This is a genomic window from Natrinema gelatinilyticum (assembly GCF_024266705.1).
Taxonomy (GTDB): domain Archaea; phylum Halobacteriota; class Halobacteria; order Halobacteriales; family Natrialbaceae; genus Natrinema; species Natrinema gelatinilyticum.
The window spans coordinates 1,401,168-1,426,167 of record NZ_CP100756.1; the positions used below are offsets into that span (position 1 = coordinate 1,401,168).

Consider the following 25,000-nt stretch of genomic DNA (forward strand, 5'->3'; position numbering starts at 1 on the left):
TCGGCTCGTCGGGGACGCCCCATCGGTCTCTGAGGTCACGGGTGTCCTCGCCGTCCGGCGGCTCGTCCGACATCTACGAGATAGTGATAGGCCACCGGTTATAGGCCTTTTTCTTACGAACACCAGACGAGAGCGAGAATGCAGTATAACTGTTCGTTGAGCGCCGGATCTACACGAAAGGTTGATAACTGGATGTCAGCTACCCCAACGCAATGAGTTCTGCAGTCGACGAGGACACCGCCCGCGCAATCAATAGCGGTCGGGAAACGATCGGCGCGCTCCTTTCGGGCGCCCAACAGCACCTCCAGAAGGTGTTTATCGTCTTCCTCATCGGCTTCGTCAGCTCTTTCTATGCGCTTCGCGTCGTCGTCTGGGATTTCCTCGAGGCGACCGCGAAAGAGCAAATGAGCGAGGGGCTCGCCGGGGCGACGGACATCATCACCCGAACCCCATTCGAGGTGATCTTGCTGCAGGCGAAAATCGGCATGGCTGCGGGCGTCATCTTCGCGATTCCCGCACTACTTTTTTTCTCTCGGAAGCCGCTTCGCCGTCGCGGATACACCAGCGAGGTGCCGATCTCCAAGGGCGCCATCGCCGGCTTCGTGATCATGTCGCTGTCGCTGTTCACGTTGGGCGTCGTCTACGCCTACAGCGTCTTCTTCCCGTTCTCGTTCAATTTCCTCGCGGGGAACGCCGTCAGCGCCGGCATCAAACCCAGCTACGGCATCACCGAGTTCACCGAGTTCATCGCGCTGTTGACGCTGTCGTTCGGCCTCGCCGCCCAGCTCCCGCTGATAATGAGCGCGCTGTCCTACACCGAGATAATCCCCTACGAGACGTTCCGCGACAAGTGGCGCCACGCCGTCGTCGCAATCGCCATCTTCGGGGCCCTGTTCTCGCCGCCGGACCCGTTCACGCAGGTCATGTGGGCGATGCCGATGGTCGTCCTCTACGTCTTCAGCCTCGGTCTGTCGAAGGTCGTCACCAACGTCCGGCGGCGCGGCGCGGCGAAATCCGAAGGGACGGGAACGGGACACATTAAAAAACGCTTCCTCCAGTTCGGTGTCGTGCTCGCGCTCATCGCGGCCGGGGCAACCGCCGCGGTCGAACGAGACGCGTTCGAGTACATTCGTGAGAACGTCTATCCGGCCGTTCCCGAAGTCGTGCGACCGAGCGGGAAGACCGGACTCGAGGTCATGGCGAACGAATACGGCCTCGCCGGCGCAGTCGCAGTCGGTCTCGTCGTCGCCGCCGTCATCGGCGTCGTCTCGTTGCTCGCCTACACGATTCGCGTCCTCCAGTTGCCGGTCTATCCGAAAGCCGACGACATTCGGCGGGCCGATTCCCACGAGGACGTCGACTTCGAGGCGCTCGACGCCGAGGACATCGAGGACGTGTCTGCGCAGGTCTTTCTCACCATGAGCGAAGAGCAGGCGCTCGAGTACTCCCGGAACGCAATGTACGACGACAATCGAGAGAAGGCCCAGGCCATTCTCGACCGGTTCGATTCGCTCGAGGCGGCGAGCGAAGGCGCCGACGGCACGGCCGCGGGGGGCGCCGCGGGTGCCCCGGCAGAGCGCGATGCCGAGGAAGACGAGGGCCTCTTCGCGAGTACCGCCGCCGGCATGCTCGACCCCTTTACCGAGGACGAGACCACCGAGGACGACATCGGCGGCTACGCCTACGATCTCGCGTTCATTTTCAGCAGCCTCACCTCCAAGATGTTCCGCATCGTGGGGCTATTCATCGTCGTCATGGGCGGCACCTTCTTCTGGCTCTATTCGGGCGGTATCGGGAGCGTACTCAGGCTCTTCCTCGATCGGGTCCCCCGGCACGTACTCGAGGAAGTCGTCGGCGAAGGCGTCGATCCGAGCACGCTCTCCCTCGTGGAGCTCATCCAGCAGATGGACATCGTCGTCGCCCTCCATCCGGTCGAAGTCCTGATCTTCGAGGCGAAGGTGAGCGCGCTCGCCGGGATCGTCGCCGTGTTGCCCATGATACTGTTCTACGCCTGGCCCGCCGCCAAGGAGCGCGGGTTAGTCTACGGCGACCGCCGCACGTTCATCCTCTGGGGCGGCGGCCTCCTGGTCGGCTTCGCCGTCGGGACCTACCTCGGGTTCTTCTGGATCGCGCCGTCGATCATCTCGTATCTGGTCTCGGATGCGCTGCGCAACGGGATGGTCATCTCCTACCGGATCAAGAGCTTCTTCTGGCTCGTGATCCTCACGACCGTCGGCATCGGGTTCCTCATGAACATCATTGTCACGATGGCGCTGTTTCACGTCGGCGGCATCGTCAACTACCGCTCGATGCTCGAGCGCTGGCGGCCGTTCGTCGTCGCCACGTTCGCCCTCTCCGCCTTCTTCAGCCCGAAGGGCGTGCTCATGATGCTGGTGTTCGCCATCCCGATTTCGATCACCTACCTGATCGGCCTCATTATCCTGTACGTCCTCACGGCGGGCGGCCGGTTGTTCGGCGGTGGCGGTGGGTCGACAACCGAACCCGAGCCGGATGAGGCCGGTGCGTCGGCCACCGAGTGACGACGACGAGAAGTCTCGAGGGGCCTCGTACACCTCGATCGGCCCGCACGGGCCACGCGGATATGGATCCGGATACGCACGCACACCACGCCTCTCACGAGGCCCGACGGCATGCGTGCAACCTGGAGTACCCGCACGGGAAGGGGAATCGTGCCTCCGGTGGTGTCGGAGCGGCCGCCGCCACGCGAGAGGAAACCCCGACGTTCACGCCGTGGAGGATGTCATCCGTTACGCTTCCCTCGAGTAGTCGATCGGACAGACTTCTCTTCCGCTCTCCTCGATCACAGAGAACTCGTACGCATAGCGATCGCAAGCGTCCAGAACGCGGATCCAGAGGTATTCGGACTCGTACTGCACGTTTGCCGTCGCACACTCGACGGTATCGCGCCATCCGTCGACGACTTCGTCGAGCGATTTGTGCACCCAGTCGCCGTCGTCGACGCGAGCGAACAGGTCGTACTCGCCGGGCGTCGTTCCCCAGTCACAGCCCACGACCTTACCGTGCACGCGGTCGTCTTTCCCGGGGATTTCGTGGGACGATCGATGGACCGTCTCTCCATCCCGGTCCACGCGAAGGTCGAACTGGTGGAGAGCCGAATCCCAGTTGTCTACGGTGAATCGAGCGAGTTGCATCGGCTGGGCACGCAACTCGGAGACGGCGTTGAGACAGCCAGCGGTCGAAACCGTCCCAACTCCCGCGAGCGTCTCAAGGAGGGCGCGGCGTCGCATACAATCTGTAACTCAGCTTGAAGTAATAGTGGTTCTGAATATAGATCACGAGAGGTATCTGTACTGGGCGATCATCACGTTCGCAGACGGGGGTAGATCTCGTGGTGCATGTGCAATACGTTCCTCGTCCACGCTTCGAGAGGCCACGCGAGCACGACGGTTAGTCGCGCTCGCGGCCGTTCAGCCCAGCAAAGACGGAGAACTCGTCACTCTCAACTGGGCCATCGAGAGTGAGAGGTGGCGCGTCGAGCGTTCTGCAAACTGCTCGACGCGCCGGTGAAGCGTTCGGTAGACACGTCAAGTTCAGCCTCTAGCTGGCGGATACTCGTGTTGAACCGAAGGAACGAGTAGAACGCGACAAGCGATCGTTGAGGCCGATCTCCGCGCACGCGAAGATTGTCCCGTACTATCAATAGTTTGATAATGTTCTGCGTCCAGACAATATTATCGTCCGAAATCAAAATCCGGACCCTGAAATCCTGGACCGAATGGAAGACGATGGAGTCTATCGTTGTAAGTGTGGAGCAAATTTTGGACAAGATGACGATGCCGCGATCGATTACGTAGAACAACACCAGAAGTAATACTCGATAAATATGTATCCGAGATTATTCACGTGAGTTGATCTGCGTGATATACCCTCTGTTTTCTGCACAACTGCTAAAACCTATCACCGATTGAGAAGTTCAAGAAGGCCACTAGGAACCAACGCACTACTGAGAGCTACGAACGCACTTATCGAACCCGAGGAACCGACCGAACAGCAAATCGACGATCGCATGGCCGATCTCGAGGCCCGAGGCGTCCCGGTCGTACTCTCGGTCGGACTGTGGTGAGACGGTCCTCGACGGAGTGCTATCAGAAGAAAACATCGACAAGAGGACAATCTGTCGGAGCCGTGGCGGTGCATACCTTGTGAACTACCCTGCCCTACCGCGCTCGGGCTTCCCCAGCCCTCGCTTGTTACGGACAGGGCTTCCTGCTTCGGTGTCGGAACGTGCAGGGAACGTCCCCACAGCGTCCACAAGACGCGGAGCGTCTCGTGCGGCCCGGCAGAACGCTGTTGGCGTTCTGCGGACGGTTCCAGACTCCACAGGCGGCTTCCCTTGACAGGTGGTTCGGAGTGTCCCACTCCTACCGAATCGACACTCGGCCACAACCGACGATGCACGCTTGTTGTCGCGTTTGAACACCGCCGGAAGCGTGGTGAGCATCTTATTACCACCTTCAACCGAAGGGATAATAAGGGTGCCGATTCACACGAAACCAAGACGTGCGGGCGTTGTCTCCCCTCCCTGCTCGCTTCGCTCGCTGAGGATAGCGCGGGACCGTTGGTCCCGCTGACCATGCGAACGGCGTCGCCGTGAGCAGAAGGGGGCTTAGCGCCCTCAATTACAGCTAAAGGTTGACTTCCTGTAACCCCTTCGCGCTCGCCGCCATCCCCCACATTCAGAGACCCGAAATCTCGGGGCGAAAGCCCCAAGCGTTGCCTTGAGTACGTCCCCGCATTGAGACAATTCAAGGCAATAGAACAGTCAATCGCCCACATAATAAACCTGTGTCAAGCTAAAGCGATGTTTTTACCGTTGCACCACGCCTCGAAATCGTGGCGTCAACACGCTCGTCGAGAGTGACGTCATAGTGATTCGCAGAGCAATCCGCAGTTTTGGTCCGCTACTATGCAGAATCTGATAGAATGGGCGTGCGAGATACAAAGCGCGCACCGTCGAAAGTGAAGTACTACGGGGCTTCGCTGTGTTGGCGGCAGGCCCAGAAACGGGCCAGATGGCCGCAAGCGAATGCAATTCCCCTCGGATTTCCCGGGGTGGTCGTCTGACAGTCACACCCGAACACGCAGCGTGTCCGTGAGGGTTGGCCGCTTCACCCGGCCTGATAGCGTCCGTCGCACCACGCCGAAGACGTGGCTGGTGAGAGCCACATTCTTCCGCGACTGTGCACAGGTGCGACGAAGTACGGTCGGTAATCCGTCCCACTGTACGATTCAAGACGCCCGAATGGACGAGAACACGGACACGATTCACCCTCGGGGTCAGGCGGGGTACTCTCACTGTAATACTGTAGATAAAGAGCAGACGCACGACATGCAGGTGTCTTGTGAGCATCCAAACAATACTGGTCGAAGACCACCGATTTTGCGCGATGTTACGGCTTCGCTTCGAAGACCAGACTGGTTGGCGTCTCGGCCGCACGGCGGAAGCGGGTAAAACCACCCTCGGTAACGACGTCACGAGTCTGTTCCTCTCCCGCCTGGGCACCGAGGCCGTAGCCGACCTCCTGACTGAGCGAATTCGGCGTACAGGCTACCGTCGAGATAGAGTACGCGAGGCGGCCAAACGGGGTGAGGTTGTCCTCGACCCGGTCCTCGGCGTAGGGTTCGACGATCATCCACGTTCCGTCGTCGGCAAGCGTTTCCCGGACATGGGCCGCCACACCGACGGGATCACCCATATCGTGGAAGCAATTGAACATCGTGACGAGGTCGTAGTCGGTTCCCTCGTACTCTCTCGCGGTCGCTACCTCGAAGTCGACGCGGTCGGCGATGCCTGCAGTTTCTGCCCGTTCACGCGCCACCGCGATCGATGACTCGTGGTAGTCGATGCCGACGACCGTCGAATTGGGGTGCGCTTCGGCCATGCGGATCGTCGGTGCGCCGTGGCCACAGCCCACGTCGGCGATCAGCCCGCCCGCTTTTAGCGTCTCGTCCACCCCGTCGAGTGCCTCGATCCAATCGACCAGATTGGCCCCATAGGACGGCCCGAAAAAGCGTTCCGTCCCGTGAAACACGTCCTCGTCGTGTTCGTGCCAGCCGATGCCCTCGCCCGTTTGAAATGCCTCGTAGAGTTCGGGTTCGATCTTGGCCACTGACGCCACCAGCTGGAACGCGCCCGGCATGAACACTGGACTCTCCTTGTTGGCTAATACGTACGCTTGCTCAGGGGAGAGATCATAGTGATGGGTCTCGGGATCGTAGGTCACGTACCTACCGGCGGCCTGCGCGCGTAGCCATTCGCGGACGTAGCGTTCTGCGGTATCCGTTTCCTCGGCCAATTCAGCGGAGGTAAGCGGCCCGGCCTCGTCTAATGCCGTATAGAGACCGAGTTCGTCACCGATGATGGCCAGGGCGGCATGGACTGTCGCACCGAGGTCGACAAGCGACGTTTCCACGAGTTCGGTCAGTTTCTGTTCGTCGATCGTGTCTGCGTCCGCTCGAGGTTCTGTTGCCATGGGCTGTCGCCATACGATTTGTAGGTGTTCACTTCGAATTTCTTCGTCCGTGAAGTCCTTCCCGTGGATGTCGCGCATATGGTTTTTCGCTAATTCGACCGCTTCGTCTTCGTGTTCGGATTGGATGATGAATCGGCAATCGGCTACTGCCGCTTCACAATCCAGCCTGTGGGCTTGTGACATAGTGATTCAATTGCCTTCCGGCGGTATCGATACGAGCTCGAGCGTTAGGTAGCTACCTTGTGACACACCGGCGGTTGCTGACGGCGTGTCCACGTTGTGGCGATCCGGCAGCGGTTGACGCCCGTGCAGACGATGCCCAGTCGTCATCGGTTAGAGACGGGGACTTCACACGTCGGCCGGTTCGATTCCTCGGTATCTGTATTTTCCTCGAGTACGCGGGCAGTGATTCGCCGACAGCGCATATCTGTGACGTGTTCGACCTCTCATCGCGGACCACCGGTGCAACCCGGCGGTGCTCACAGGTCGCCCGCGACCGTAGGCGGGGGTCTCGTCAAACGAAGGTGGCAGCGCCCTCGAGGAGTCCGAGCGTCACGACGAGCCGCCCGAGGCTCCCGAAGAACGTTGCGGCGGCGAACTTCAGGTGATCCTCTTCGAGGACGGCGAACGCGTAGATCGAAAGCGTATCGGGGAAAAACGGGACGCACAGTGCGAGCGCCAGACCGCCATACCCGTAGCGGCGCGCCAGCGTGAGCGTGCGGCGTTCCGTCCACGCGAGAACGTCGATGCGCGAACGGCGCAACCGACGCACGAGTGGCCCGACCTGTTTGGCCTCTTGACCCAGCTGAAACGCGACGAGGCTCCCGACGGTTTTCCCCGTCGCGCTGACACTCATGATGAGACCGAAGTGCGCCCACGTCGGAATGCCGAGATCCAAGGGGGCCGCGAGGACGGCCTCGCTCGGGCCAGGGAGCGCGAACGCGATCAGTACCGAGTAGACGAAGATAAAGCTCAACCCCGGCCACCCCGTTGCGCCAGCAGTGAGTGCGTGGACGCTGTCAGAGAGCCACGGCAAGAACTCGGTCCAAATACCAAGCCACGGAGTGCCCGTCGTACTCACAATCGAAGATGGATGAGAGTCATCGTATAGGCTTTCTGATTCGGCTCACCTGTAGTGAGGCGCGAGTGAGACGTGACGGCGTCTTACCGGGGACGGCGAACCCGTCCCAGGCTGCACTCGCAAACCAACGCGGCTCGTCCCGGTCCGGCGGCCACCGCCGGTCAGTCCAACAGCGAGGTGACCTCGGGATGCGGTCGCAAAGACGCGTCGTTCTGTCGCCAGTAGAACCCGGTCGTGACGGCCGCGGCGATGAGCGCGCCCCCGATCACCTGCGGCCAGGTGTGGGCCTCGGGGAAGACGCGGTTTGGGACCATGACGGCGGGGACGGAAAGCAGTGGCCAGTACGTTCGATCGACGAGCGTCAGATACAACGCCGGCAGTAGTGCACTGATGACGTGACCCGAGACGTTCCAAAACGGCGAGAGCGCGACGTACGGGACCGTCACGGCGAGTAGAACGACCATCGCCCCGGGAACGAGTTCGCCCCACGCGAAGCGACGCCACAGGTACCACGTCGTGCCACCGGCGATGGCGAAACCGACTCCGACCAGCGCGTCCATTACCCAGCTATTGCCCATCGTCGACTCGACGACGCTGGCCCCAGTAACGGCGAAGTACCCGACCGTCGGCACGAGTGCGAGCAGGCCTGCCCTGAAAATCACCCCTACGCGTCGCCAGAGCGCCGACCGAGCCGCGTCCTGTCGGGCCCACTCTTGGCGGATGAGTAAAAGGGTCCCGCCCCCGATCATCGTGATTGGGTGGAAAACGTACGGATAGTACGTCATCACTCGGGTGAGCAGACGCATCGGCGGTAATTACGGACAGACGGAAAAAAGAACTGGGCCGGACGTAGACGGGAGTGTCCGCCGAGTCGACTACCGTTCGCTCCGATAGTTCGAGACCCTCACAGTTTCTCGGCCGACCGTCAGCGGGCCGCCCGTCACGAGACGGGGCCACCGATCGCGGTGGACGAGCGCGCAAAACGGATTGGCGCTGCGAAAAACGTGCCTGTGGCCGCCGGCTACAACAGTGGTTAAATGACGCGGTTCTCTTTCCCGCCGTGTTCGCATACGCTGAAGAAACGTTGGCTCAACTACCGTATCTTGAACTACGATAGTTTGGACTACGCTATATGCACGTTTTATGTGCCGGTGAGCCGAAGGTGAGAGCATGGCTGCCTTCGTCAACCGAGAACAAGAACTTGACAGACTCCACGAGTTATACGAGAGTGACTCTGCGGAGTTGAGCGTCGTCTACGGACGTCGGCGGATGGGGAAGACGGCACTCGTCGTCAAATCCATCGAAGACCGTGACGACGCAGTGTACCATCAGGCTGCACACGGAACAACGGAGCAGCAACTCGACTCCTTCATCGCTGATGCTGCGACGGTGTTCCCGGGGGTCAACCGGATTCGGAAGGACTGGGAGAACGTTCTCACGTATCTCGCTGAACAGGACGCAACCGTGATCCTCGACGAATTCCCGTATTTCGTAGACGAAAACGAAGCGCTCCCCTATCTCATTCAGCGGCTCTGGGACCACAACGTCGAAGAGACGGCTGCAACCTTCGTGCTGACTGGCTCGGCAATCGGGATGATACACAAGATAGCGCTCAACGGGAGTTCACCGCTGTACGGCCGTCTCTCCAAACGGCCGAACGGGAAACTCGAAATCGGCCCGCTCCCGTTCGCTGCTGCGATGAAGTTCTTTCCGAACTACGCGCCGGCCGAACAGGTAATCGCGTACGGCGTGTTCGGGGGAACCCCGGAGTACCTCAGGGCTGTGGACGACACGCAGTCACTGCAGGGGAACATTACGGAAACCTTGCTACTCCGTGATGGCGGCCTCCACGAGGAACCCGAGGACGTCCTGTACCGGGAACTGGACCAGGTGGATCGGTATTTCGCCGTTCTGAAAGCGATGGCCGAAGGGAACCACAAGCGAAACGAGATCATCCAGGCTGCCGGGATCAATGCCAACAGCGCGAGTTACTACCTCTCGCGCCTGCGAGAACTCCAGATAATCGAGCAGGAGTATCCGATTACCGTTGACCCGTCCCGGAGTCGGAACAGCCGGTATCGAATCCGAGACCAACTGTTCGCGTTCTGGTTCCGGTTCGTACACGGCCGTTCGTCCCGGTACGAAGTGTTCGGGGCGGATGCGTACGACGAACTCGTCAAACCACATCTCCCGGACTTCGTCAGTACGACGTTCGAACGACTCTGTCAACAAGCAGTTCTCTACGAGTACGGAGACGTGTACACGTTCACGGAAGTCCCGGATCGGTGGTGGGACACCGACGGACGCGAGATCGATATCGTGGCCCCGGCGAACGGCGACACGCTACTGGTCGGGGAAGCGAAATTCCAGCAACAACCGATGGGATACGACGTCCTGGCCCAACTCGAACAGGAGGCACCCGAAGTCGAGTGGTCGCCGACCGACGGCGACGTGAACTACGAATACGCACTGTTCAGCCGAAGTGGATTCGCGTCGTCACTGGAAGAAGCAGCCGAGGAGCGGGACGACCTCGGTCTCTTCACTGTTGACCATGTCGTTGAGACACTGTCCGATTGACTCCGGAGGAAGCAGTCCGTTCTACACGCGGTTACTCAGATGACATGCAGCCCACGGCTGAAAGCGACACCTGGTTCTGTTTGCAGTCTCAGCCTCAGCGTAGAATAGCCATTAGATGGTCTGGTGGCGGATAGTTCCCGAGGATCGGTGGCCACGCGATCCCGGGATACGCTTCATCTGTTTAACGCACGTTGGACGCCGTTAGTTAGATGACGCGGTTCTGCAGGTAGTCGAGGTGCTTCGCGTTGTACACGATCCTGACCTCGTCGGTCTCGGCCGATCCGATGCAGGTCAGGCGGACATTTTTGTCCTCGACTTCCTCGTCCGAGAGAATCTGCTGCATGTCCATCTCGATTTCGCCCTCCGTGATGATCGCCGCACAGTTTGCACAGGCACCTGCGCGACACGAGAACGGCCAGTCGTAACCCTGGGCTTCGGCCGCCTCGAGGATGTATTCGCCCTCGGCGACGTCGAGCGTGCCGTAGTCTTCCTCGTCGAGGCCGGCATCGGCTGCCTGGTCGAAGAGATCGTCATCGTCCATGTCCCAACCCTGATCGTCCAGTACTTCGTAATTGAGGTATTCTACCGTGGGCATCACTCGCCGGTTCGAGTCCCGCACTGGTATAGCTTGCTGTTCAGTCCTCAATTGTCTTTGAGTCAGAATTGGCAACTTCGATGGGAATAAGGGTCGCATTTGTTAGAAGATGTTCGATCAAACAGGGCAGAAAAAGAATATCACGTGACTGGAGCTGATTCTTTTCTTGATACGGACCGTTGGTTCGATGAGCGAGAATTGGCCGACCGGATCGCACCGAATCGACGGATCGCGGTCGACCAGCGGCGATCGAAACCAGCGCCACGGTGGCGGCTGATCGAACGGCAGTCAGAGACAGACGAACCGGTCAGATCTGCTCGAAATCGGTCGAAACGGCCGAGATGGTGAGAATTGTGCACCCCCAGTTGGAGCGGCGCGAAAACGACCGGAACGACGGGAAATCAGTTAAATCGGCACGACGAGAAAGAACACGTACGCCAATCCAGCGGAGGCCGACGGGCCGATGATCCAGAACGCGACGAACCGAGTGACCGCGGATGGGCTGACCAGATCGTCCGCGTCGAGGACTTTCTCGGGTTCTTCCTCACAGATGTTGGGGACCTCCTCGGGCGTTTTCTGCGTGAGGACGCTCATCGAGAGCTCGAATTCCTCCCCCGCGTGCGAGGCCGGTGATCGTCGCCCTCCCTCACGGGCCGAATATCGTCCTCAAAAGCCGAATATCGGGATGAACCGGAACGTGAGGTACGCACCGACGGTCGAGAGAGCCGGAACGACGTTTTGCATGAGGATGACGCGAGCCGTCGTCGATGGATCGAACAGGTCTGACGCCTGCGGGATGTCCTCGGGCTCCTCCTCGCCGATCTCGGGGGACTGTTCGCCCTCCTCATCGGCAGTCAACGCGCCGACAGAGACGGGGGTCTGTTCGCCCGAGCGGACGCCGGAGAGCGTCGTCGTTCGGGTCGCTCGTCCCCAGCCCAGGCCGACGATGCTCATCGTCGCGATGATGACGAAACTCGCCGGGATACCGATCCACGAGAGGGTGACGACGATTCCCGAACTGATGACCGCGACGACGATCGCCGCGGTCAACGGCAAGTTCGTGATATCGCTTCCGAGCGTGTCGAGGGTTCGACGGGCGATCGTAAAGCACCCGACTGCGACTGCCGCCGAGCCGATCAGGATCAGCGTTGTCATGTCGACGTCGCCGGTGCCGTATATCGGTGCAATCGCATTTGCGATGTTGCTCGTCCCCGACGCAAAGCCCATCAGACAGCCGATAGCGACGACGGTCAGCGCCCCGGTGATCTCCCGTCGGGTGGCATCGGCGCCGAATCTGAGTCGGGGCGCGACGCCCGACCGATCGACCGTAACCATCGGCTGTCCGTCCTGACTCCCTTCGATGGCGACCCAGGCGTTGATCCGCGGATAGAAGTATCGCCCGACGACGCCGGCGACCCAGAAGCCGGTGATTGGTGCGACGACCCACCAGACGACGATTTCACCGAGGACGTCCATGTTTAGTTCGCCGGTCGCAAAGCCCAGCGCGGCGATGGCTCCGACGGCGGTCATCGACGTCGAGGCGGGGACGCCGGCGTAGTTGCCGACGAACAACGCGCCGCCAATAAAGAACAGGACGGCGGCGTTCGTCCGAAGCGTAAAGACCGAGGTGTCCGCGACGAGGTCCGTTCCGAGCGTGTCGACGACCTGTGGGCCGATGGTGTAGGCCCCGAAGAAGAAGAATATCGACATTAACCCCGCTGCCATCACCTTGGTGATTACGTTGGCTCCGACGGCCGGCCCGAATGCTGGGCCGGTGGTCGAGCCCCCGATGTTGTACCCGACGAAAATCGCTGTGATGATTCCTACGACAAGCAGTACTTCCGGCACGTTCGAAAGTCTCGTGATCCGAGCGTAAAAACGCGACTGTTTGCGGCCGTTCCGGCGCACTGCCAGCCGGTCGTGAACCGATCGACACTCGTCGGCTGCGACCCGATCGAGGGTCGTCCCGACGGCCGACGCGCGGGGAGCGCGCAAACTCGATTACATCTCGAGACGAGCGTGCCCGGGGGTGCTCGCCGGCGTCCCAGCGATCCCAAAGGATTTCACCGAGTCAGACCGTGTGTTAGGACGAACATGTCGCTACGTGACCCCTCGGCTCGGTCGGACGACGCGCCGAGGAACGGACGCGTTTCCGTGCGGTCGAAGCACGCGCTGATCGCTGCGGACTCAGACGTTGTTCGGCGATGAGACCGGCGCACGTCGACGCAGTCATCGACCTCGCGTACGGAGCCCTGATCCTCATCTCGATCGGACTGATCGCGACGGTCGACCTCCGCGTCGGGCTGACGTTCGGCCTGGGCGTGTTCGCCTCGTATATCCTCCACGTCGCCTGGAAGATGGCCCGGTTCGATCCGGATTGGATGACGCAGGCCGTCGCGAAGACAGTCGAGACCCAGGTCGAGGACATCCAGACGCAGGTCGAGGAGACCGTCGGTGAAACGGTCGAGGAAACGGTCGAGGAGACCGTCGGTGAAACGGTCGAAAAACAGGTCGAGGACGTCCAAACGCAGGTCGAAGCCGTCAACGAGCGGGTCGACCGCCGTCCTCGAGAGGACGAAGTCGAGGAGCTCATCGAGGAGTCGGTCGAGGACGAATCGGAGACCTAGCGGCCGAGACGTCAGCGAACGATGGTCACCGGAACTGGTGCCCGCTTCGACACCGTCTCGGTGACGTTTCCGACCAGGAATCGGCGCGTCGCACGGTTCCAATCCTCGCCGTGACTGCCGATGATGACCGTGTCGTACGCTTCGGCACGGTCGATGATGCTTCGAGCCGGATGCCCGATGTCGACGATCGTTTCGATCTCGCGGTCGTGCTCGTCGGCGACCTCGCGAGCGCGCTCGAAGACCCCCGCGGCGCGCTCGGTAGCGGCGGCGTCGAGGTCGTCCTCAAGCGTGAGACCCACCGCCTCGCCCATCATCATCGACGGGACGCCGACGACGTGGAGGACGGTGATCTCGGCGTCAGGATTGTTCTCGAGTGCGTACTCGAGGGCGTGGCTGGCGGGTTCGGAGTCGTCCATCGGAACCAGGATGTCCGAGAGCATACGCCGAACTACAGCAGCCAGTGATGTAAGTCCCCCTTCAGGCGACTCTGGGGAGGATCGAGAAGAAAGCGTACGCAAGGATCGTCGACATTGACGGGCCGATGATCCACATGGAGACATACTTAATGATCGCGCGGGGGTTGAAGAGGTCCTCGCCGCGAAGCACCTCTTCGGGTTCCGGTTCGCCGATTCGGGGGGCCGTCTCGTCCGCTTTCTCCTCGGCGACGATGGCGCCCAGTTCGATCTCGGGGTTCTCCACGTCGCGGGTGACCGCCTCGCGGACCGTGATCGGACGGGTTGCCCGGCCCCAGCCGATGCCGACGATCGTCATCACCGTCGCCATCACGAGACTGATCGGGATGCCGGCCCACGAGAGCACCGTCGTGATCGTGGACGCGGTCACCATGACGAACAGCGCCGCGAGCAGCGGGATGTCACTCAGCTCGCCGCCGACGGACTCCATCGTTCGCCGAGCGATCGTGAAGCCGCCGAGGCCGATCGCGAGCGTGGCGACGACGATTGCGGTGTCGGCGTCCAGCCCGCTGGCGGTTCCGACCAGCGGTGCGGCGGCGTTCGGAACGTTGCTCGCACCGGCGCTGAACGCCATGTAACAGCCGATGACGAGGACGGCGACCGTCGTGACGAGTTCCCGCCACGTCGTGTTCGGACCGAGCGCCGGCGTCGGAACCGCGCCTCGGCGATCGAGACGAAGCAAGGGTCCCTCGGACTTCTCGATCTTCACTCGCCGATTGATCCACGAATAGACGTAGCGACCGATTAGCACGCCAATCCAGAGGCCGATGATCGGCGTCACGATCCACCAGGAGATGATCCCCGCGATGGTCTCGTAGTTGAGCGTCTCGGTCGCCAGTCCGAGGCCGGCAATCGCGCCGACGGTCGTCATCGACGTTGGGACCGGGACGCCGAAGACGTTGGCGACGAGCATCCCCAGGCCGATGAAAAAGAGGACGGAGACGCCGGCAGTCAGCGTGAGGTCCGTCGTGATGATCCCCTCGCTGAGCGTGTCCATCACGTTCCGACCGACGGTCCAGCCGCCGAAGAAGACGAAGAATGTCATGACCGCCGCCGCCGCGGTCTTCGTCACGATCCCGGCGCCGACCGACGGTCCCCACGTGATGCCCGTCGACGAACCGCCGATGTTGAAGCCGACGAAAACCGACGCGACGACACCGACCAACAGCACGGTTTCTACCATCGATCGACGGTACACCGCTGTCGGCCAAATAAGTGATGGAACCACGTGATACGTTGTCCGGCTATCACCAGTATCTCGCGCTCTCCAGCGCTGATTATCCGCACGGCCGCGAATGAGAATTGATTCGATAGCTGTCACGTGTCGGTCAGACGGTCGGCCAAATCACGAGGGAATAGCCGATCCCAGCGACCACCGCTGCGGGGAGGGGCCGAAACATCCCCTGCTCGAGCCTGATCAACATACTGAACGCGCCGATGGCGATCACCAGCGTGGCGCGGTCGATCGTCTCGAGGACGGGAAGAGCAGTGATACGCCGTCGGCATCGTCCGTCCACAGCTCCGCGAAGAGAACGTGCAGCCCGAACCAGAGACCGGCCAGCCCGCCGAAGCTGTATGCTGCGATTTGCACCCAGACGCGAAGCGCCTCGCGGAACCCGACGGTGCGGCTCGAGGGGGCGTCGCTCGCCGTCGGACTCGAGTTGGTCGGACCGTCTCCGCAGGAGGTGTCGGCTATCGTGTCGGCAGGGTTCAACCGGCGATATATCGTTCGCCCCCCCTCAGACGCCCCAGATGAGCGCGATGCCGACCACGGTGACGAGCGAAAGGATCAACTGCAGCGGTGCGCCGATCCGAACGTAGTCGCCGAAGCGGTAGCCGCCGGGACCGTAGACGAACAGGTTCGTCTGATAGCCGATTGGGCCGAGGAAGGCGGTGCTCGCCGCGAAGGTCACGGCCAGTACGAACGCGAACGGGTTCGCACCGATCCCGCTCGCCGCCGCGGCCGCGACCGGGAGCAGGAGGACGACGCTCGCGTTGTTGCTGATGACCTCCGTGAGGAGGCCGGTCAGGATGTAAAACAGCCACAGCACGACGAGCGTCGGCAGAAACCCCGCCGACTGAACGACCAGCCATGCGAGATACGCGGCCCCGCCGGACTCCTCGAGTGCGATCCCAAGCGGGATCACGCCCGCGAGCAGGAAGATGATGTCCCACTCGACGGCGTCGTACAGTTCGTTAGGTTCTAAAACGCCGGTGACGACCATCGCCACGACGCCCGCGAGTGCGGCGATCAGTATCGGGTAGAGTTCGAGTGCCGCGACGGCGACGACGACGACCATGATGGCGACGGCAATCGGGGCCTTGTTCGCACGGTAGTCCGGCCGGGGCGGTTCACGGGCGACGATCAGGTCGTCCCGACGGGCGAGTCGGTCCAACGTGTCCGGCGGCGCCTGGACGAGGAGTGTGTCGCCGACGCCGAGGCGTTTGCCGACGATGCGCTCGGCGACGAGTTCGCCGTGGCTCCGTAGTCCGAGGACGGCGGCGTTGAACTCCTCGCGGAACCGCTCGGGGTCTAAGCGCTCGCCCACCAGACGGGAATCCAGCGAGACGACCACTTCCGTGAGGACGCCCGTCTCCTCGTCCGTCGGGAGCGTGGCCATCGCGTTGGGGCCGCCGACGAGTTCGAACCCCGTCGCATCCTCGAGCGTCGTGATCGCGTCCCGGTTTGTCCTTACGACCAGGACGTCGCCTTCCCTGAGGGCGGTCGCCTGACGAGGGGCAATCGACCGCGTCCCGCCGTGGAGCACCTGAACGATGTCGACTTCCGGGCCGAGCATTGCCGTCGCATCGCGTACCGTCCCTCCGGCGATCGGCGACCCCGGAACCACGGCGAGGTCGGCCACGTAGTCGCCCACGTCGTACGCCTCGAGGTAGTCGGCACGCGGCGGAACGCGTTCGGGGAGAAGGTAGTGACCGACGAATATCAGGTAGAGGCTCCCGACGAGGACGACGACAAGTCCGAGTTTCGTGAACTCGAACATCGAGAACCGGTGGAGTTCGGGGTATTGCGAGCCGAGGCGGGCGCTGACGTCGCTCGCGAGGATGTTGGTCGAGGTACCGATGAGTGTGAGCATCCCGCCCATCTGCGAGGCGTACGACAGTGGGATGAGCAGCTTCGACGGCGACGTCTCACCTCGATTCGCGACGTCGGTTACGACCGGGACCATGAGCGCGACAACCGGCGTATTGTTCAGGAATCCCGAGACCGGGCTGGTCGCGGCGACGGTCGCGAACAGTTGCTTTCGAAGGCTGTCGCCCGCAAAGGCGGCCATTCGGCGTCCCAATTCCTGTACGAGCCCCGTCCGGCTGATCCCGCCGCTCAAGATCAACATCGCCAACACCGTGATCGTCGCCTCGTTCGCAAAGCCCGAAATACCGGTCACAGGATCGACGCCCGTCCACGGTTCGAGGACGACGAGCACCACGATCAACAGGATCGCGGTCACGTCGACTGGTAGGCGCTCCGTCAGAAACAGGACGAGCGCGAGGACGACGACGCCGAAGACGACGAGCATGTCCGTCGTCGGTTCGGGCCGGATCGCGGTCGCCTGTGCGAGAAAAGCGCACGCCGGCGAGAGCATAGGGGGTCCCACACCGACCACACATGTAACAATTCTGTTGAGAATGGAAACTGTGTGGCGGCGATGGTCGTTCGGCGGAATCGTCGCCTTTACTCGCGGTGGCCTCGGTTACACGGATATGAGCCCAGACACAGGCGAGGAGGTGGGCGGACGCGAGTCGTTCGAGGTGATTCCCGCAGTCGACATTCAAGACGGCGAGGTCGTCCAACTCGTCCGGGGCGAGCGCGGCACCGAAACGACCTACGGCGACCCTGTCGAAGCGGCCCGGCGGTGGATCGATGCCGGGGCACAAACGCTTCACCTCGTCGACCTCGATGGTGCGTTCGAGGGCGAGCGAGCGAACGCGGAGGCCATCGACGCGGTGATCGACGCCGTCGACGTTCCCACGCAACTCGGGGGCGGAATCCGAACCGTAGACGGCGCCGTCGACCTGCTCGAGCGCGGCGTCGACCGCGTCATCCTCGGCACGGCGGCGGTCGAGGACCCGTCCATCGTGGCCGAGATCGGTGCCGACTATCCGGACAGCGTTGTCGTCAGTCTCGACGCGAAAGATGGCGAGGTCGTCGTCGAAGGGTGGACCGAAGGCGCGGGGATTTCACCTGTCGAGGCCGCCGAACGATACGCGGACCTCGGTGCGGCCGCGATCCTCTTTACGAACGTCGACGTCGAAGGACGACTCGAGGGTGTCGCGACCGATCCCGTCCGCGAACTGGTCGCGGCGACCGACATCCCCGTGATCGCGAGCGGCGGCGTCGCGACGCTCGCGGACGTCCGGGCGCTCGCGGACGCGGGTGCAGCAGCGGTGGTCGTCGGCAGCGCGCTATACGAGGGGAACGTCACGCTCGAGGAGGCACAGGCCGCGGCCGAAACCGACGAGTAGGTACCTCTCGAAGTGAACGTGACCGCATTTGCGGCTCGATCGGAGGAACGCGGATCTGCGACAGTATCGGCGGCCGAAACCGACGAGCGACGGCGAGCGACCGGTCGCTCGTCAGGATTTCCAGAACTCGGGCGTCAGCAAGACGAGAACGGGGATGATTTCGATACGGCCGATCCACATCATGACGATCATCACGGTCCGTGTGAACGGCGAGAAGACGGCGTAGTTGTCGAATGGGCCGGCGACGCCGAACGCTGGCCCGATGTTGAGGAAGATCGACGCGGACGCACCGAGCGCGTCGAACTCGTTTACGGGATCACCGACTCGAGCGCTGTCGGCGACGATGACCACCGTCAGAAGGAAGAAGATCACGATGGCGAGCATGACGTACGCGAAGATGTCTCCGACAGTCTCTTCGTCGACGACCGAGTCGTCGAGTCGGAGCGGGCGGACGGCGTTCGGGTGAATTGCCACGAACAAGTTTCGCCGGAACGCTTTGAGAATGACCAGCCATCGCAACGACTTGATCGAACACGTCGTCGAACCGGCCATCCCGCCCGTAAACATACACAGGAACAGCATGTGCTTGGCACCGGGAGACCAGAGGTCGAAGTTCGTCGACGCGTAGCCCGTCGTCGTCACCATCGATACCACGTTGAACAGGCTATGGCGTATCGTCGCCTCGAGACCCGGAACGAGATGCGGGTCGAGAACGAGAAGGACGGCAACGATAACCCCGATCGAAGCGAGAATACTGACGTAGAAGCGGAACTCCGCGGACTCGAGGGGTCGTCGGTACTCTCCCTGGACGACGTAGTAGAGGAGGATGAAGTTGGTCGCACCGACGATCATGACGGGGATCAACGTCCACTGTACCGCCGGTGAAAACGCGCCGATGCTGTCGGGTTGCGGGGAGAAGCCGGCCGTCGAGATGCTGGTCAGCGCGTGTGCGACTGCGTTATAGAGGTCCATGTCGGGCGCGAACCCAACCAGATGGAGCAGGTAGAGAGCGAGCGTCGTGAGGACGGTCAACCCGACGTACAACCACCAGATGAGCCGAGCCGTTTCACCGATGCGCGGCCGAAGTCTGTGGACGTCACGCGTTTGCGTTTCGGTTTCCATCAACTGGGCACCGCCGACCAGCAGGTGCGAAAAGAGGCCAATCGCGACGATCAGAATACCGAGACCACCGAGCCACTGGAGGATCGCCCGCCAGAGCATGATCGCACGCGAGTGAACGGCGAAATCCTCGATTACGGTCGCGCCCGTCGTCGTGACGCCGCTCGTGCTCTCGAAAACGGCATTGACCGGCCGTGAAAAGACGCCGTCTCCGGCGACGAAAAACGGTATCGCCCCGACCAGTGCGACCCCCAGCCAGGTCAGCGCGACCATCAGGAACGCTTCGCGCTGACCGATCTTCCGGTCGTCGGTCAGTCGCTCGAGGCCGGTCGCGAGGACGAGGCTTACGACGATTGCGACGAGAAACGGACCGGGAGAATCACCGTCGACCAGTGCGAGCGTGAGCGGTGCCACCAGCGCGACGGAGAACCACTTCAGGACGGTTCCGGTGAGGCTACAACTCGAGCGCCAGTCGACACGAATCGCCATCTCACGTTCCGATGTGAATCCGGCAAGGGGAATAACAGTTCGGACCGACTGAGCGGGCACCAGATTAGAATAGAACGCGCCCTCGTTCCGGACGGCGAGCGGAGACAATCAGCTCCGGTTGTACCCGTGACCGAGATAGAGCGCGAAGACGTTGACTAGCAGCAGGACGAAAAACGTCAGCGTGACGGTGGGGTCGCCGAGTCCCTGCGTAAGGAGCGGGAAATAGATGAACGGGAGCGCGATAGCGACCCAGAACGACAGGAACTGCGTCGGGCCTTTGATCGAACGGACGAGACGGTGGCGTAGCTCGGGTTGGGTCTCCGCCTCAGGGCTCGACGGAGCGACCGATTCGTTCGGAAGCGGGGAGGGGTTGGACATCAGGTCGGGCACCTCTTCTCGGTCACGACATTCAACCCACAGGGCATATAACGGGCTGAATGTTGACGTTGTTTCGGCCCGTTTTATCGCGGTCTACCAATTGAACGGTTTTTTTGTCCGTTTAGGATTGTTTAGACCGTTTAGCTGAAATGAGGCGCTCCGCTCCCCCTTCTTTAGCGAGTGCCAACCGAAAGGGAAGGCGTGAGTAGGGAGAGGATAGAGCGTTCACAAGGGTTCACAAGGGCTTCGCTCTTGTGCGCGAACGAGACGCGAATTGTCTCGTCAACGCCGCACGGTTCATATGCACTGTTCGGTGGCAGGTCCACAGACCACCATAGTTTCACTGTTTTTGCAGTAGGGTAATAGTATAGTAGTGACCGAGCCCAATGGGGTCCGACCTCGACTCGGGAGGACACTCGACCTGCCACTTGATACTCACCACGACGTATCGGCGCGGAGTATACACCCGTAGGCGGATGTCAGTGGCCGTTCAGCGTGATGTCGCTGACGCCGATGATCCGCGAGTCGTTCTCGAGTTCCGCTTTCGCGTCCGCGGGGACGTCGTTGTCGACGTTGTAGACGGTCAGGGCTTCGCCGCCGATGGCCTCGCGGGCGTTGAACATCCCGGCGATGTTGACGCCGTGCTCGCCCATGACCGTGCCGATCAAACCGATGACACCGGGTTCGTCGGTGTTTCGCGTGATGACCATCCGACCGTGCGGGATCGCGTCCACGCGGTAGCCGTCGATGCGGACGATCCGCGGATCGTCGCCCGCGAAGAGGGTACCGTCGACCGATACCTGATCGTCGTCGTTGCTGACGGTGACGGTGATCAGGCTCTGGAAGTCTTCGGCCTGACGGGTTTTAGATTCGGTGACGTCGACGCCGCGGTCCTCGGCGATCTGCGGTGCGTTGACCGCGTTGACCTGCCACTCGAGGGGTTCGAAAACGCCCTTGAGCGCCGACGCGGTGACGAACTCGACGTCCTCGTCAGCGATGTCTCCCTCGTAGGTGACTTCGACGTCCTCGATGCGGCCGTCGAGCAACTGGGTCGCGACTTTCCCGGCCGTCTCTGCGAGTTCGATGTAGGGTTCCACACGAGGGAACGCGCTCTCGTCGATCGAGGGTGCGTTCAGGGCGTTTGCGACGGGTTCACTGGTGAGCGCAGCGTTGACTTGCGCGGCGGTCGAGGTGGCGACGTTCTCCTGGGCGGCTTCCGTCGACGCGCCGAGGTGGGGCGTGACGATGATCTCCTCGTGTTCGAGCAGCGGGGAGTCCGGCGAGAGCGGTTCCTCTGCGAAGACGTCCAGTGCCGCGCCGGCCACCGTGCCGTCTTCGACCGCGGCGGCCAGCGCGTCCTCGTCGACGACGCCGCCGCGAGCGCAGTTGATCAGGTAGCCGTTTCCGAGCAGTTCGAGTTCGGTCGTGCTGATCAGCCCTTCCGTCTCCGGCGTGAGAGGGGTGTGAACGGTCAAGAAATCAGCCTGCTCGAGGCACGTCTCGATGTCGACGAGTTCTGCGCCAATACGGTGGGCCCGCTCTTCGCTGATATAGGGGTCGTAGGCGACGATATTCATCCCGAGGGAGTCGAGTTTCTTGGCCACTTCCTGGCCGACGCGGCCCAGGCCGACGACGCCGAGCGTCTTACTGTTGAGTTCGGCACCGAGGTAGTCGCTTTTGGCCCATTCGCCGTTCTTCAGGCGGATGTGAGCCTGCGGGATCGAGCGAGCGGCCGCGAACGTCATCGCGACGGTGTGTTCGGCAGCGGCGCGTACGTTCCCCTCGGGAGCGTTGGCGACGATGACGCCGTGATCTGTCGCGGCGTCGATGTCGATGTTGTCGACGCCGATACCCGCTCGACCGACGATGACCAACTCGGCGGCGGCTTCGAGGACCTCGTCCGTAACTTCGGTGCCGGACCGAACGATCAATCCGTGGGCATCCGAGATCGCCTCGAGGAGGTCGTCACCGTCGACGTCGTAATTCGTTTCGACCTCGTGGCCGGCGTCTCTGAGTACGTCCAGACCCGCATCTGCGATCGGGTCCGTGACGAGAACCTTCATGCGCGAGACAACCGGCCGGAACAGGTAAACCCTTCCGTTGTCGAGGCCGTCGACAAAAACTACCTCGGTCGCGACGTGAAACGCGTGTGAATCCAGCAGCGACCCGGTCGGCCTCGCGGACCGTGGTCGCCTCTCGTTCCCGGAATACGATCGCCTCTAGCCCACCTTCGGCGCTGCCGACAGTGACGACGAGTTCGAAGCCTCGAGCCTCCGGCGGCCGCCGGTCCCGATTCGCTTCACGAGGGGACCGTCGCATCCGTCGACGAGACGGGCGTCGGCTCGCACGGGACGGGGTTGGCGGGATGCCTAGCGTTCGCCATGGTTCGACGGAACGCTCCGCCGATGAGCCGATGAGCGTCGGCCACGCGAGCGCGTCGCCGGCCACATCCTGTACTCGTTTCGTGACGGTGAAGGCCCTCACGACGTGGTCGGTGAGTGCGACAGAGGGTGTAAGCGACTCGAACAGGGAATTCACCGTCTGGCCGCCACTACCTTCGGGAGGGCGGCCACGGCGGCTCCGATGGTGACAAAAACGATCGCGGTGGTGCCAATCGAGACGACCGTCCCGAAATCGGTCGAAGCGGTAACGGTCGGTACTTCCTCGTTGATGCCGGCGTCCCGGTCGGGCGACCACTCGGCAGTCATCGAGAGGCCAACCATCAGGATGACGTAGCACCCGACCAGCGAGCCGAGTGCGAGGCCGGCCTCCCGGCGCGTCTCGAGATGGGCGTATCGGACGACGAGGTAGCCGGCGGCGAGCAACACGACGGTCGGGACGAGGGCTGCGACGTGGCTGGTGAGTCCGCGAATGAAGCCGAACGCACCTTGTATCGTCTCGCCACGACGTTCGAGCGTCACCCCATGATTCCCCAGCGTCACGAGTCCCGTTATTGCCAGGCGACTCGGACGTGTCTCCCCTCCATCGAATACCCCCCCTGCGAACATCGCTCCGACCAGCTGGTAGAGTACCGTGAAGACGACGACGAAGGCGCTTACGCCCACGACGGCGCCGGCTTTCCAGGGCCGGACGACCAGTTGATTTCGAACTCGACGCGGTGCGGTGTCAGATCCGTCGTCGTCGACGTCACCGCCATCGTTTGTAGTAGTCGCTTGCTCGTCCTCGAGACGCGGCCCCTTCTCGTATTCGAATTGTCGCTCGGACGGCATGTACTCGCCAACGAGGGCGTGTCGATAATATCTTACGGTGGGATAGGGTTCGAAAACAGGGCGCGCTCGAGTACACGACGAAACCTGAACTGGTTTATCCGCGGACCGACAATCGGGGAGCGATGACAGTCGTCGCCTTCGACTTCGATGGGACGCTTTCCGACTCCGAGATGACCGTCCTGCTCGGCGATCGCTGCGGCGTCGCCGCGGACATGGAAGACATCACAGAGCGCGCGATGAACGACGAGATCGGGTATGCCGAGAGCCTGCGCGAGCGCTCGGCCCTGCTCAAGGGTCTTTCCCAGGCCGACGCCAAAGCTGCCTTCGACGAGGTCGTTCTCCGGGAGGGGGCTGCCGACCTCATCGAGGACCTGAATGACGCTGGCGTCACGACCGCTATTCTCACGGGGGGGTTCGAACGCGGCGTCGCGGCCGCCCTCGAGCGAGAGGACGTCTCTGTCGACCACATCGTCTCGAACCGGCTCCCGATGGCCGACGGGAACCTGACCGGCGACGTCGAGGGGCCGCTGATCGAGGGCACCAAAGACGACGCGCTCGCAGACCTCGCCGCCGACGTGGGCGTCGACCTCGCAGAGACTATCGCCGTCGGTGACGGCGCGAACGACCTGCCGATGCTCGAGGTCGCCGGACTCGCAATCGGTTTCGAACCCAAACCGGCGGTCGAACCTCACTGTGACGTCGTCGTGACGTCGATGGCCGAGGCCCGCGAGACGTTACTCGAAGAAACCGCCGTCCTCGAGCGCTGACTGGATCTCGAGCATCACCGTTTCGCTCCGCCCAGCCGTTCCCGAACCCGCTCCGTCCAGTTCCCGCTCAGTGTGGTTCCGACGTATTCGATCGGTTACGGGATTCGATACCTCTACTCTTCTGATTGTCGCGTTCCGCTATTGTTCGTGATTCGGAGACCGTCAGACACAATAGCTGATTTCGGCATCGAGGTATTTATTAACTCGAAGTCGAGTAAGTGCACTTGATGATGTGGCAAGACCTGGTATTCACGTTCGGAAGCGCCCTCTCGATCGTCTTTCTCGCGCCCACGCTGCGCGATGCCAGTGCACGGGTTCCGCTGGGTACGAGTCTGCCGTCGATGGGGATCGGGTTCGTCTACGCGATGACCTTCTTCACGCTCGGGATGCGGTTCTCCGCTGCCGGTGCATTCGCTGCCGGTTCGATGTGGTCGCTGATCGCCACGTTCCGTTCTCCCCAGGGCGTTTCGATGACGCTCTTTGCCCACGACAATCTCGCGCTGTTCGTCTCCGACCTGTCCCACTGGATCGACCGCCGGCGATCCGATCGACCGCACGTCGAACAGTACGTCGGGTTCGATCACATTCGGGCTCATGGGCAAGGTCACGAGCGTTAGCGCCTCTAACTGAGGTTTTCTTGCCGTATTTCGCTCGACGATTTTATCTA

General features: G+C 62.0%; 21 protein-coding genes and 1 pseudogene. 6 read left to right on the forward strand and 16 right to left on the reverse strand.

The genetic code is table 11. From position 1 onward, the window contains the following. Positions 1–212: 212 nt before the first annotated feature. Positions 213–2,540, forward strand: coding sequence for a twin-arginine translocase subunit TatC (locus tag NJU76_RS06890; RefSeq protein WP_254532040.1), 2,328 nt, complete (start codon positions 213–215; stop codon positions 2,538–2,540). Positions 2,541–2,768: 228 nt separating this feature from the next. Here NJU76_RS06890 and NJU76_RS06895 read toward each other — a convergent pair whose 3' ends face one another. The 5 genes and pseudogenes from NJU76_RS06895 to NJU76_RS06920 form a co-directional block, all read right to left on the reverse strand. Next, positions 2,769–3,269 (reverse strand): hypothetical protein, encoded by a 501-nt coding sequence (locus NJU76_RS06895; protein WP_254532041.1) that lies wholly within the window; start codon positions 3,267–3,269, stop codon positions 2,769–2,771. Positions 3,270–3,432: 163 nt separating this feature from the next. Then, a pseudogene (locus NJU76_RS06900) lies at positions 3,433–3,672 on the reverse strand (IS1595 family transposase); the annotation flags it as partial. A gap of 1,760 nt (positions 3,673–5,432) precedes the next feature. Continuing rightward, positions 5,433–6,698 carry a methyltransferase gene (locus tag NJU76_RS06905; RefSeq protein WP_340681229.1) on the reverse strand — a complete coding sequence of 422 codons (1,266 nt, stop codon included), beginning with the start codon at positions 6,696–6,698 and terminating at the stop codon, positions 5,433–5,435. Positions 6,699–7,029: 331 nt separating this feature from the next. Next, a complete protein-coding gene (locus tag NJU76_RS06915) occupies positions 7,030–7,566 on the reverse strand; it encodes a VTT domain-containing protein (RefSeq protein ID WP_254532422.1) in 537 nt (178 codons plus the stop codon). 191 nt (positions 7,567–7,757) lie between these two features. Continuing rightward, complete coding sequence (locus NJU76_RS06920) at positions 7,758–8,402, reverse strand: hypothetical protein (protein ID WP_254532042.1); 645 nt, start codon at positions 8,400–8,402, stop codon at positions 7,758–7,760. Between the two features lie 364 nt (positions 8,403–8,766). Here NJU76_RS06920 and NJU76_RS06925 point away from each other — a divergent pair, with 364 nt between their 5' ends. After that, positions 8,767–10,173, forward strand: a complete 1,407-nt coding sequence (locus tag NJU76_RS06925) for an ATP-binding protein (RefSeq protein WP_254532043.1) — start codon at positions 8,767–8,769, stop codon at positions 10,171–10,173. 205 nt (positions 10,174–10,378) lie between these two features. Here NJU76_RS06925 and fer read toward each other — a convergent pair whose 3' ends face one another. The 3 genes from fer to NJU76_RS06940 all read right to left on the reverse strand — a co-directional run bounded on the left by fer (position 10,379) and on the right by NJU76_RS06940 (position 12,616). Then, entirely contained in the window at positions 10,379–10,768 is a 390-nt protein-coding gene (gene fer / locus NJU76_RS06930; RefSeq protein WP_254532044.1) for a ferredoxin Fer, read from the reverse strand. A gap of 405 nt (positions 10,769–11,173) precedes the next feature. Then, positions 11,174–11,362: a phosphate transporter gene (locus NJU76_RS06935; RefSeq protein ID WP_254532045.1), complete on the reverse strand. Its 189-nt coding sequence runs from the start codon at positions 11,360–11,362 to the stop codon at positions 11,174–11,176. 72 nt (positions 11,363–11,434) lie between these two features. Beyond that, entirely contained in the window at positions 11,435–12,616 is a 1,182-nt protein-coding gene (locus tag NJU76_RS06940) for an inorganic phosphate transporter (RefSeq protein WP_254532423.1), read from the reverse strand. Between the two features lie 356 nt (positions 12,617–12,972). Here NJU76_RS06940 and NJU76_RS06945 point away from each other — a divergent pair, with 356 nt between their 5' ends. Beyond that, entirely contained in the window at positions 12,973–13,395 is a 423-nt protein-coding gene (locus NJU76_RS06945) for a hypothetical protein (protein WP_254532046.1), read from the forward strand. Between the two features lie 11 nt (positions 13,396–13,406). On the opposite strand, the gene NJU76_RS06950 is transcribed toward NJU76_RS06945, so the two are convergent. The 4 genes from NJU76_RS06950 to NJU76_RS06965 all read right to left on the reverse strand — a co-directional run bounded on the left by NJU76_RS06950 (position 13,407) and on the right by NJU76_RS06965 (position 17,470). Then, positions 13,407–13,835, reverse strand: a complete 429-nt coding sequence (locus NJU76_RS06950) for a universal stress protein (RefSeq protein ID WP_254532047.1) — start codon at positions 13,833–13,835, stop codon at positions 13,407–13,409. Between the two features lie 37 nt (positions 13,836–13,872). Continuing rightward, entirely contained in the window at positions 13,873–15,051 is a 1,179-nt protein-coding gene (locus tag NJU76_RS06955; RefSeq protein ID WP_254532048.1) for an inorganic phosphate transporter, read from the reverse strand. A 261-nt stretch (positions 15,052–15,312) separates the two neighbouring features. Further along, on the reverse strand, positions 15,313–15,582 hold the full coding sequence (locus NJU76_RS06960; RefSeq protein WP_254532049.1) for a hypothetical protein: 270 nt from the start codon (positions 15,580–15,582) through the stop codon (positions 15,313–15,315). 25 nt (positions 15,583–15,607) lie between these two features. Next, positions 15,608–17,470 carry an SLC13 family permease gene (locus NJU76_RS06965; protein ID WP_254532050.1) on the reverse strand — a complete coding sequence of 621 codons (1,863 nt, stop codon included), beginning with the start codon at positions 17,468–17,470 and terminating at the stop codon, positions 15,608–15,610. 118 nt (positions 17,471–17,588) lie between these two features. On the opposite strand from NJU76_RS06965, the gene hisA reads away from it, so the two are divergent. Further along, a complete protein-coding gene (gene hisA / locus NJU76_RS06970; RefSeq protein ID WP_254532051.1) occupies positions 17,589–18,350 on the forward strand; it encodes a 1-(5-phosphoribosyl)-5-[(5-phosphoribosylamino)methylideneamino]imidazole-4-carboxamide isomerase in 762 nt (253 codons plus the stop codon). Positions 18,351–18,461: 111 nt separating this feature from the next. Here the strand turns inward: hisA and NJU76_RS06975 are convergent, their stop codons facing one another. From NJU76_RS06975 to NJU76_RS06990, 4 genes are all read right to left on the reverse strand, one after another. After that, a complete protein-coding gene (locus NJU76_RS06975) occupies positions 18,462–19,958 on the reverse strand; it encodes a TrkH family potassium uptake protein (protein WP_254532052.1) in 1,497 nt (498 codons plus the stop codon). A 108-nt stretch (positions 19,959–20,066) separates the two neighbouring features. Next, entirely contained in the window at positions 20,067–20,336 is a 270-nt protein-coding gene (locus NJU76_RS06980; RefSeq protein ID WP_254532053.1) for a DUF8028 family protein, read from the reverse strand. Positions 20,337–20,815: 479 nt separating this feature from the next. Continuing rightward, positions 20,816–22,399: a phosphoglycerate dehydrogenase gene (gene serA, locus NJU76_RS06985; RefSeq protein ID WP_254532054.1), complete on the reverse strand. Its 1,584-nt coding sequence runs from the start codon at positions 22,397–22,399 to the stop codon at positions 20,816–20,818. 471 nt (positions 22,400–22,870) lie between these two features. Then, a complete protein-coding gene (locus tag NJU76_RS06990; protein WP_254532055.1) occupies positions 22,871–23,566 on the reverse strand; it encodes a DUF7978 family protein in 696 nt (231 codons plus the stop codon). A gap of 122 nt (positions 23,567–23,688) precedes the next feature. Between NJU76_RS06990 and serB the strand changes: the two genes are divergently transcribed. Beyond that, positions 23,689–24,333, forward strand: coding sequence for a phosphoserine phosphatase SerB (gene serB / locus NJU76_RS06995; RefSeq protein ID WP_254532056.1), 645 nt, complete (start codon positions 23,689–23,691; stop codon positions 24,331–24,333). A 227-nt stretch (positions 24,334–24,560) separates the two neighbouring features. After that, positions 24,561–24,950, forward strand: coding sequence for a hypothetical protein (locus NJU76_RS07000; protein ID WP_254532057.1), 390 nt, complete (start codon positions 24,561–24,563; stop codon positions 24,948–24,950). Positions 24,951–25,000 lie beyond the last annotated feature (50 nt).

What these genes read in the sequence shown, in the direction of transcription:
- NJU76_RS06890 (WP_254532040.1), top strand. Translation starts at nt 213, where the DNA reads ATGAGTTCTGCAGTCGACGAGGACACCGCCCGCGCAATCAATAGCGGT.
- NJU76_RS06895 (WP_254532041.1), bottom strand. Translation starts at nt 3,269, where the DNA reads ATGCGACGCCGCGCCCTCCTTGAGACGCTCGCGGGAGTTGGGACGGTT.
- NJU76_RS06905 (WP_340681229.1), bottom strand. Translation starts at nt 6,698, where the DNA reads ATGTCACAAGCCCACAGGCTGGATTGTGAAGCGGCAGTAGCCGATTGC.
- NJU76_RS06920 (WP_254532042.1), bottom strand. Translation starts at nt 8,402, where the DNA reads ATGCGTCTGCTCACCCGAGTGATGACGTACTATCCGTACGTTTTCCAC.
- NJU76_RS06925 (WP_254532043.1), top strand. Translation starts at nt 8,767, where the DNA reads ATGGCTGCCTTCGTCAACCGAGAACAAGAACTTGACAGACTCCACGAG.
- fer (WP_254532044.1), bottom strand. Translation starts at nt 10,768, where the DNA reads ATGCCCACGGTAGAATACCTCAATTACGAAGTACTGGACGATCAGGGT.
- NJU76_RS06935 (WP_254532045.1), bottom strand. Translation starts at nt 11,362, where the DNA reads ATGAGCGTCCTCACGCAGAAAACGCCCGAGGAGGTCCCCAACATCTGT.
- NJU76_RS06945 (WP_254532046.1), top strand. Translation starts at nt 12,973, where the DNA reads ATGAGACCGGCGCACGTCGACGCAGTCATCGACCTCGCGTACGGAGCC.
- NJU76_RS06950 (WP_254532047.1), bottom strand. Translation starts at nt 13,835, where the DNA reads ATGCTCTCGGACATCCTGGTTCCGATGGACGACTCCGAACCCGCCAGC.
- NJU76_RS06955 (WP_254532048.1), bottom strand. Translation starts at nt 15,051, where the DNA reads ATGGTAGAAACCGTGCTGTTGGTCGGTGTCGTCGCGTCGGTTTTCGTC.
- NJU76_RS06965 (WP_254532050.1), bottom strand. Translation starts at nt 17,470, where the DNA reads ATGCTCTCGCCGGCGTGCGCTTTTCTCGCACAGGCGACCGCGATCCGG.
- hisA (WP_254532051.1), top strand. Translation starts at nt 17,589, where the DNA reads ATGAGCCCAGACACAGGCGAGGAGGTGGGCGGACGCGAGTCGTTCGAG.
- NJU76_RS06975 (WP_254532052.1), bottom strand. Translation starts at nt 19,958, where the DNA reads ATGGCGATTCGTGTCGACTGGCGCTCGAGTTGTAGCCTCACCGGAACC.
- NJU76_RS06980 (WP_254532053.1), bottom strand. Translation starts at nt 20,336, where the DNA reads ATGTCCAACCCCTCCCCGCTTCCGAACGAATCGGTCGCTCCGTCGAGC.
- serA (WP_254532054.1), bottom strand. Translation starts at nt 22,399, where the DNA reads ATGAAGGTTCTCGTCACGGACCCGATCGCAGATGCGGGTCTGGACGTA.
- NJU76_RS06990 (WP_254532055.1), bottom strand. Translation starts at nt 23,566, where the DNA reads ATGCCGTCCGAGCGACAATTCGAATACGAGAAGGGGCCGCGTCTCGAG.
- serB (WP_254532056.1), top strand. Translation starts at nt 23,689, where the DNA reads ATGACAGTCGTCGCCTTCGACTTCGATGGGACGCTTTCCGACTCCGAG.
- NJU76_RS07000 (WP_254532057.1), top strand. Translation starts at nt 24,561, where the DNA reads ATGATGTGGCAAGACCTGGTATTCACGTTCGGAAGCGCCCTCTCGATC.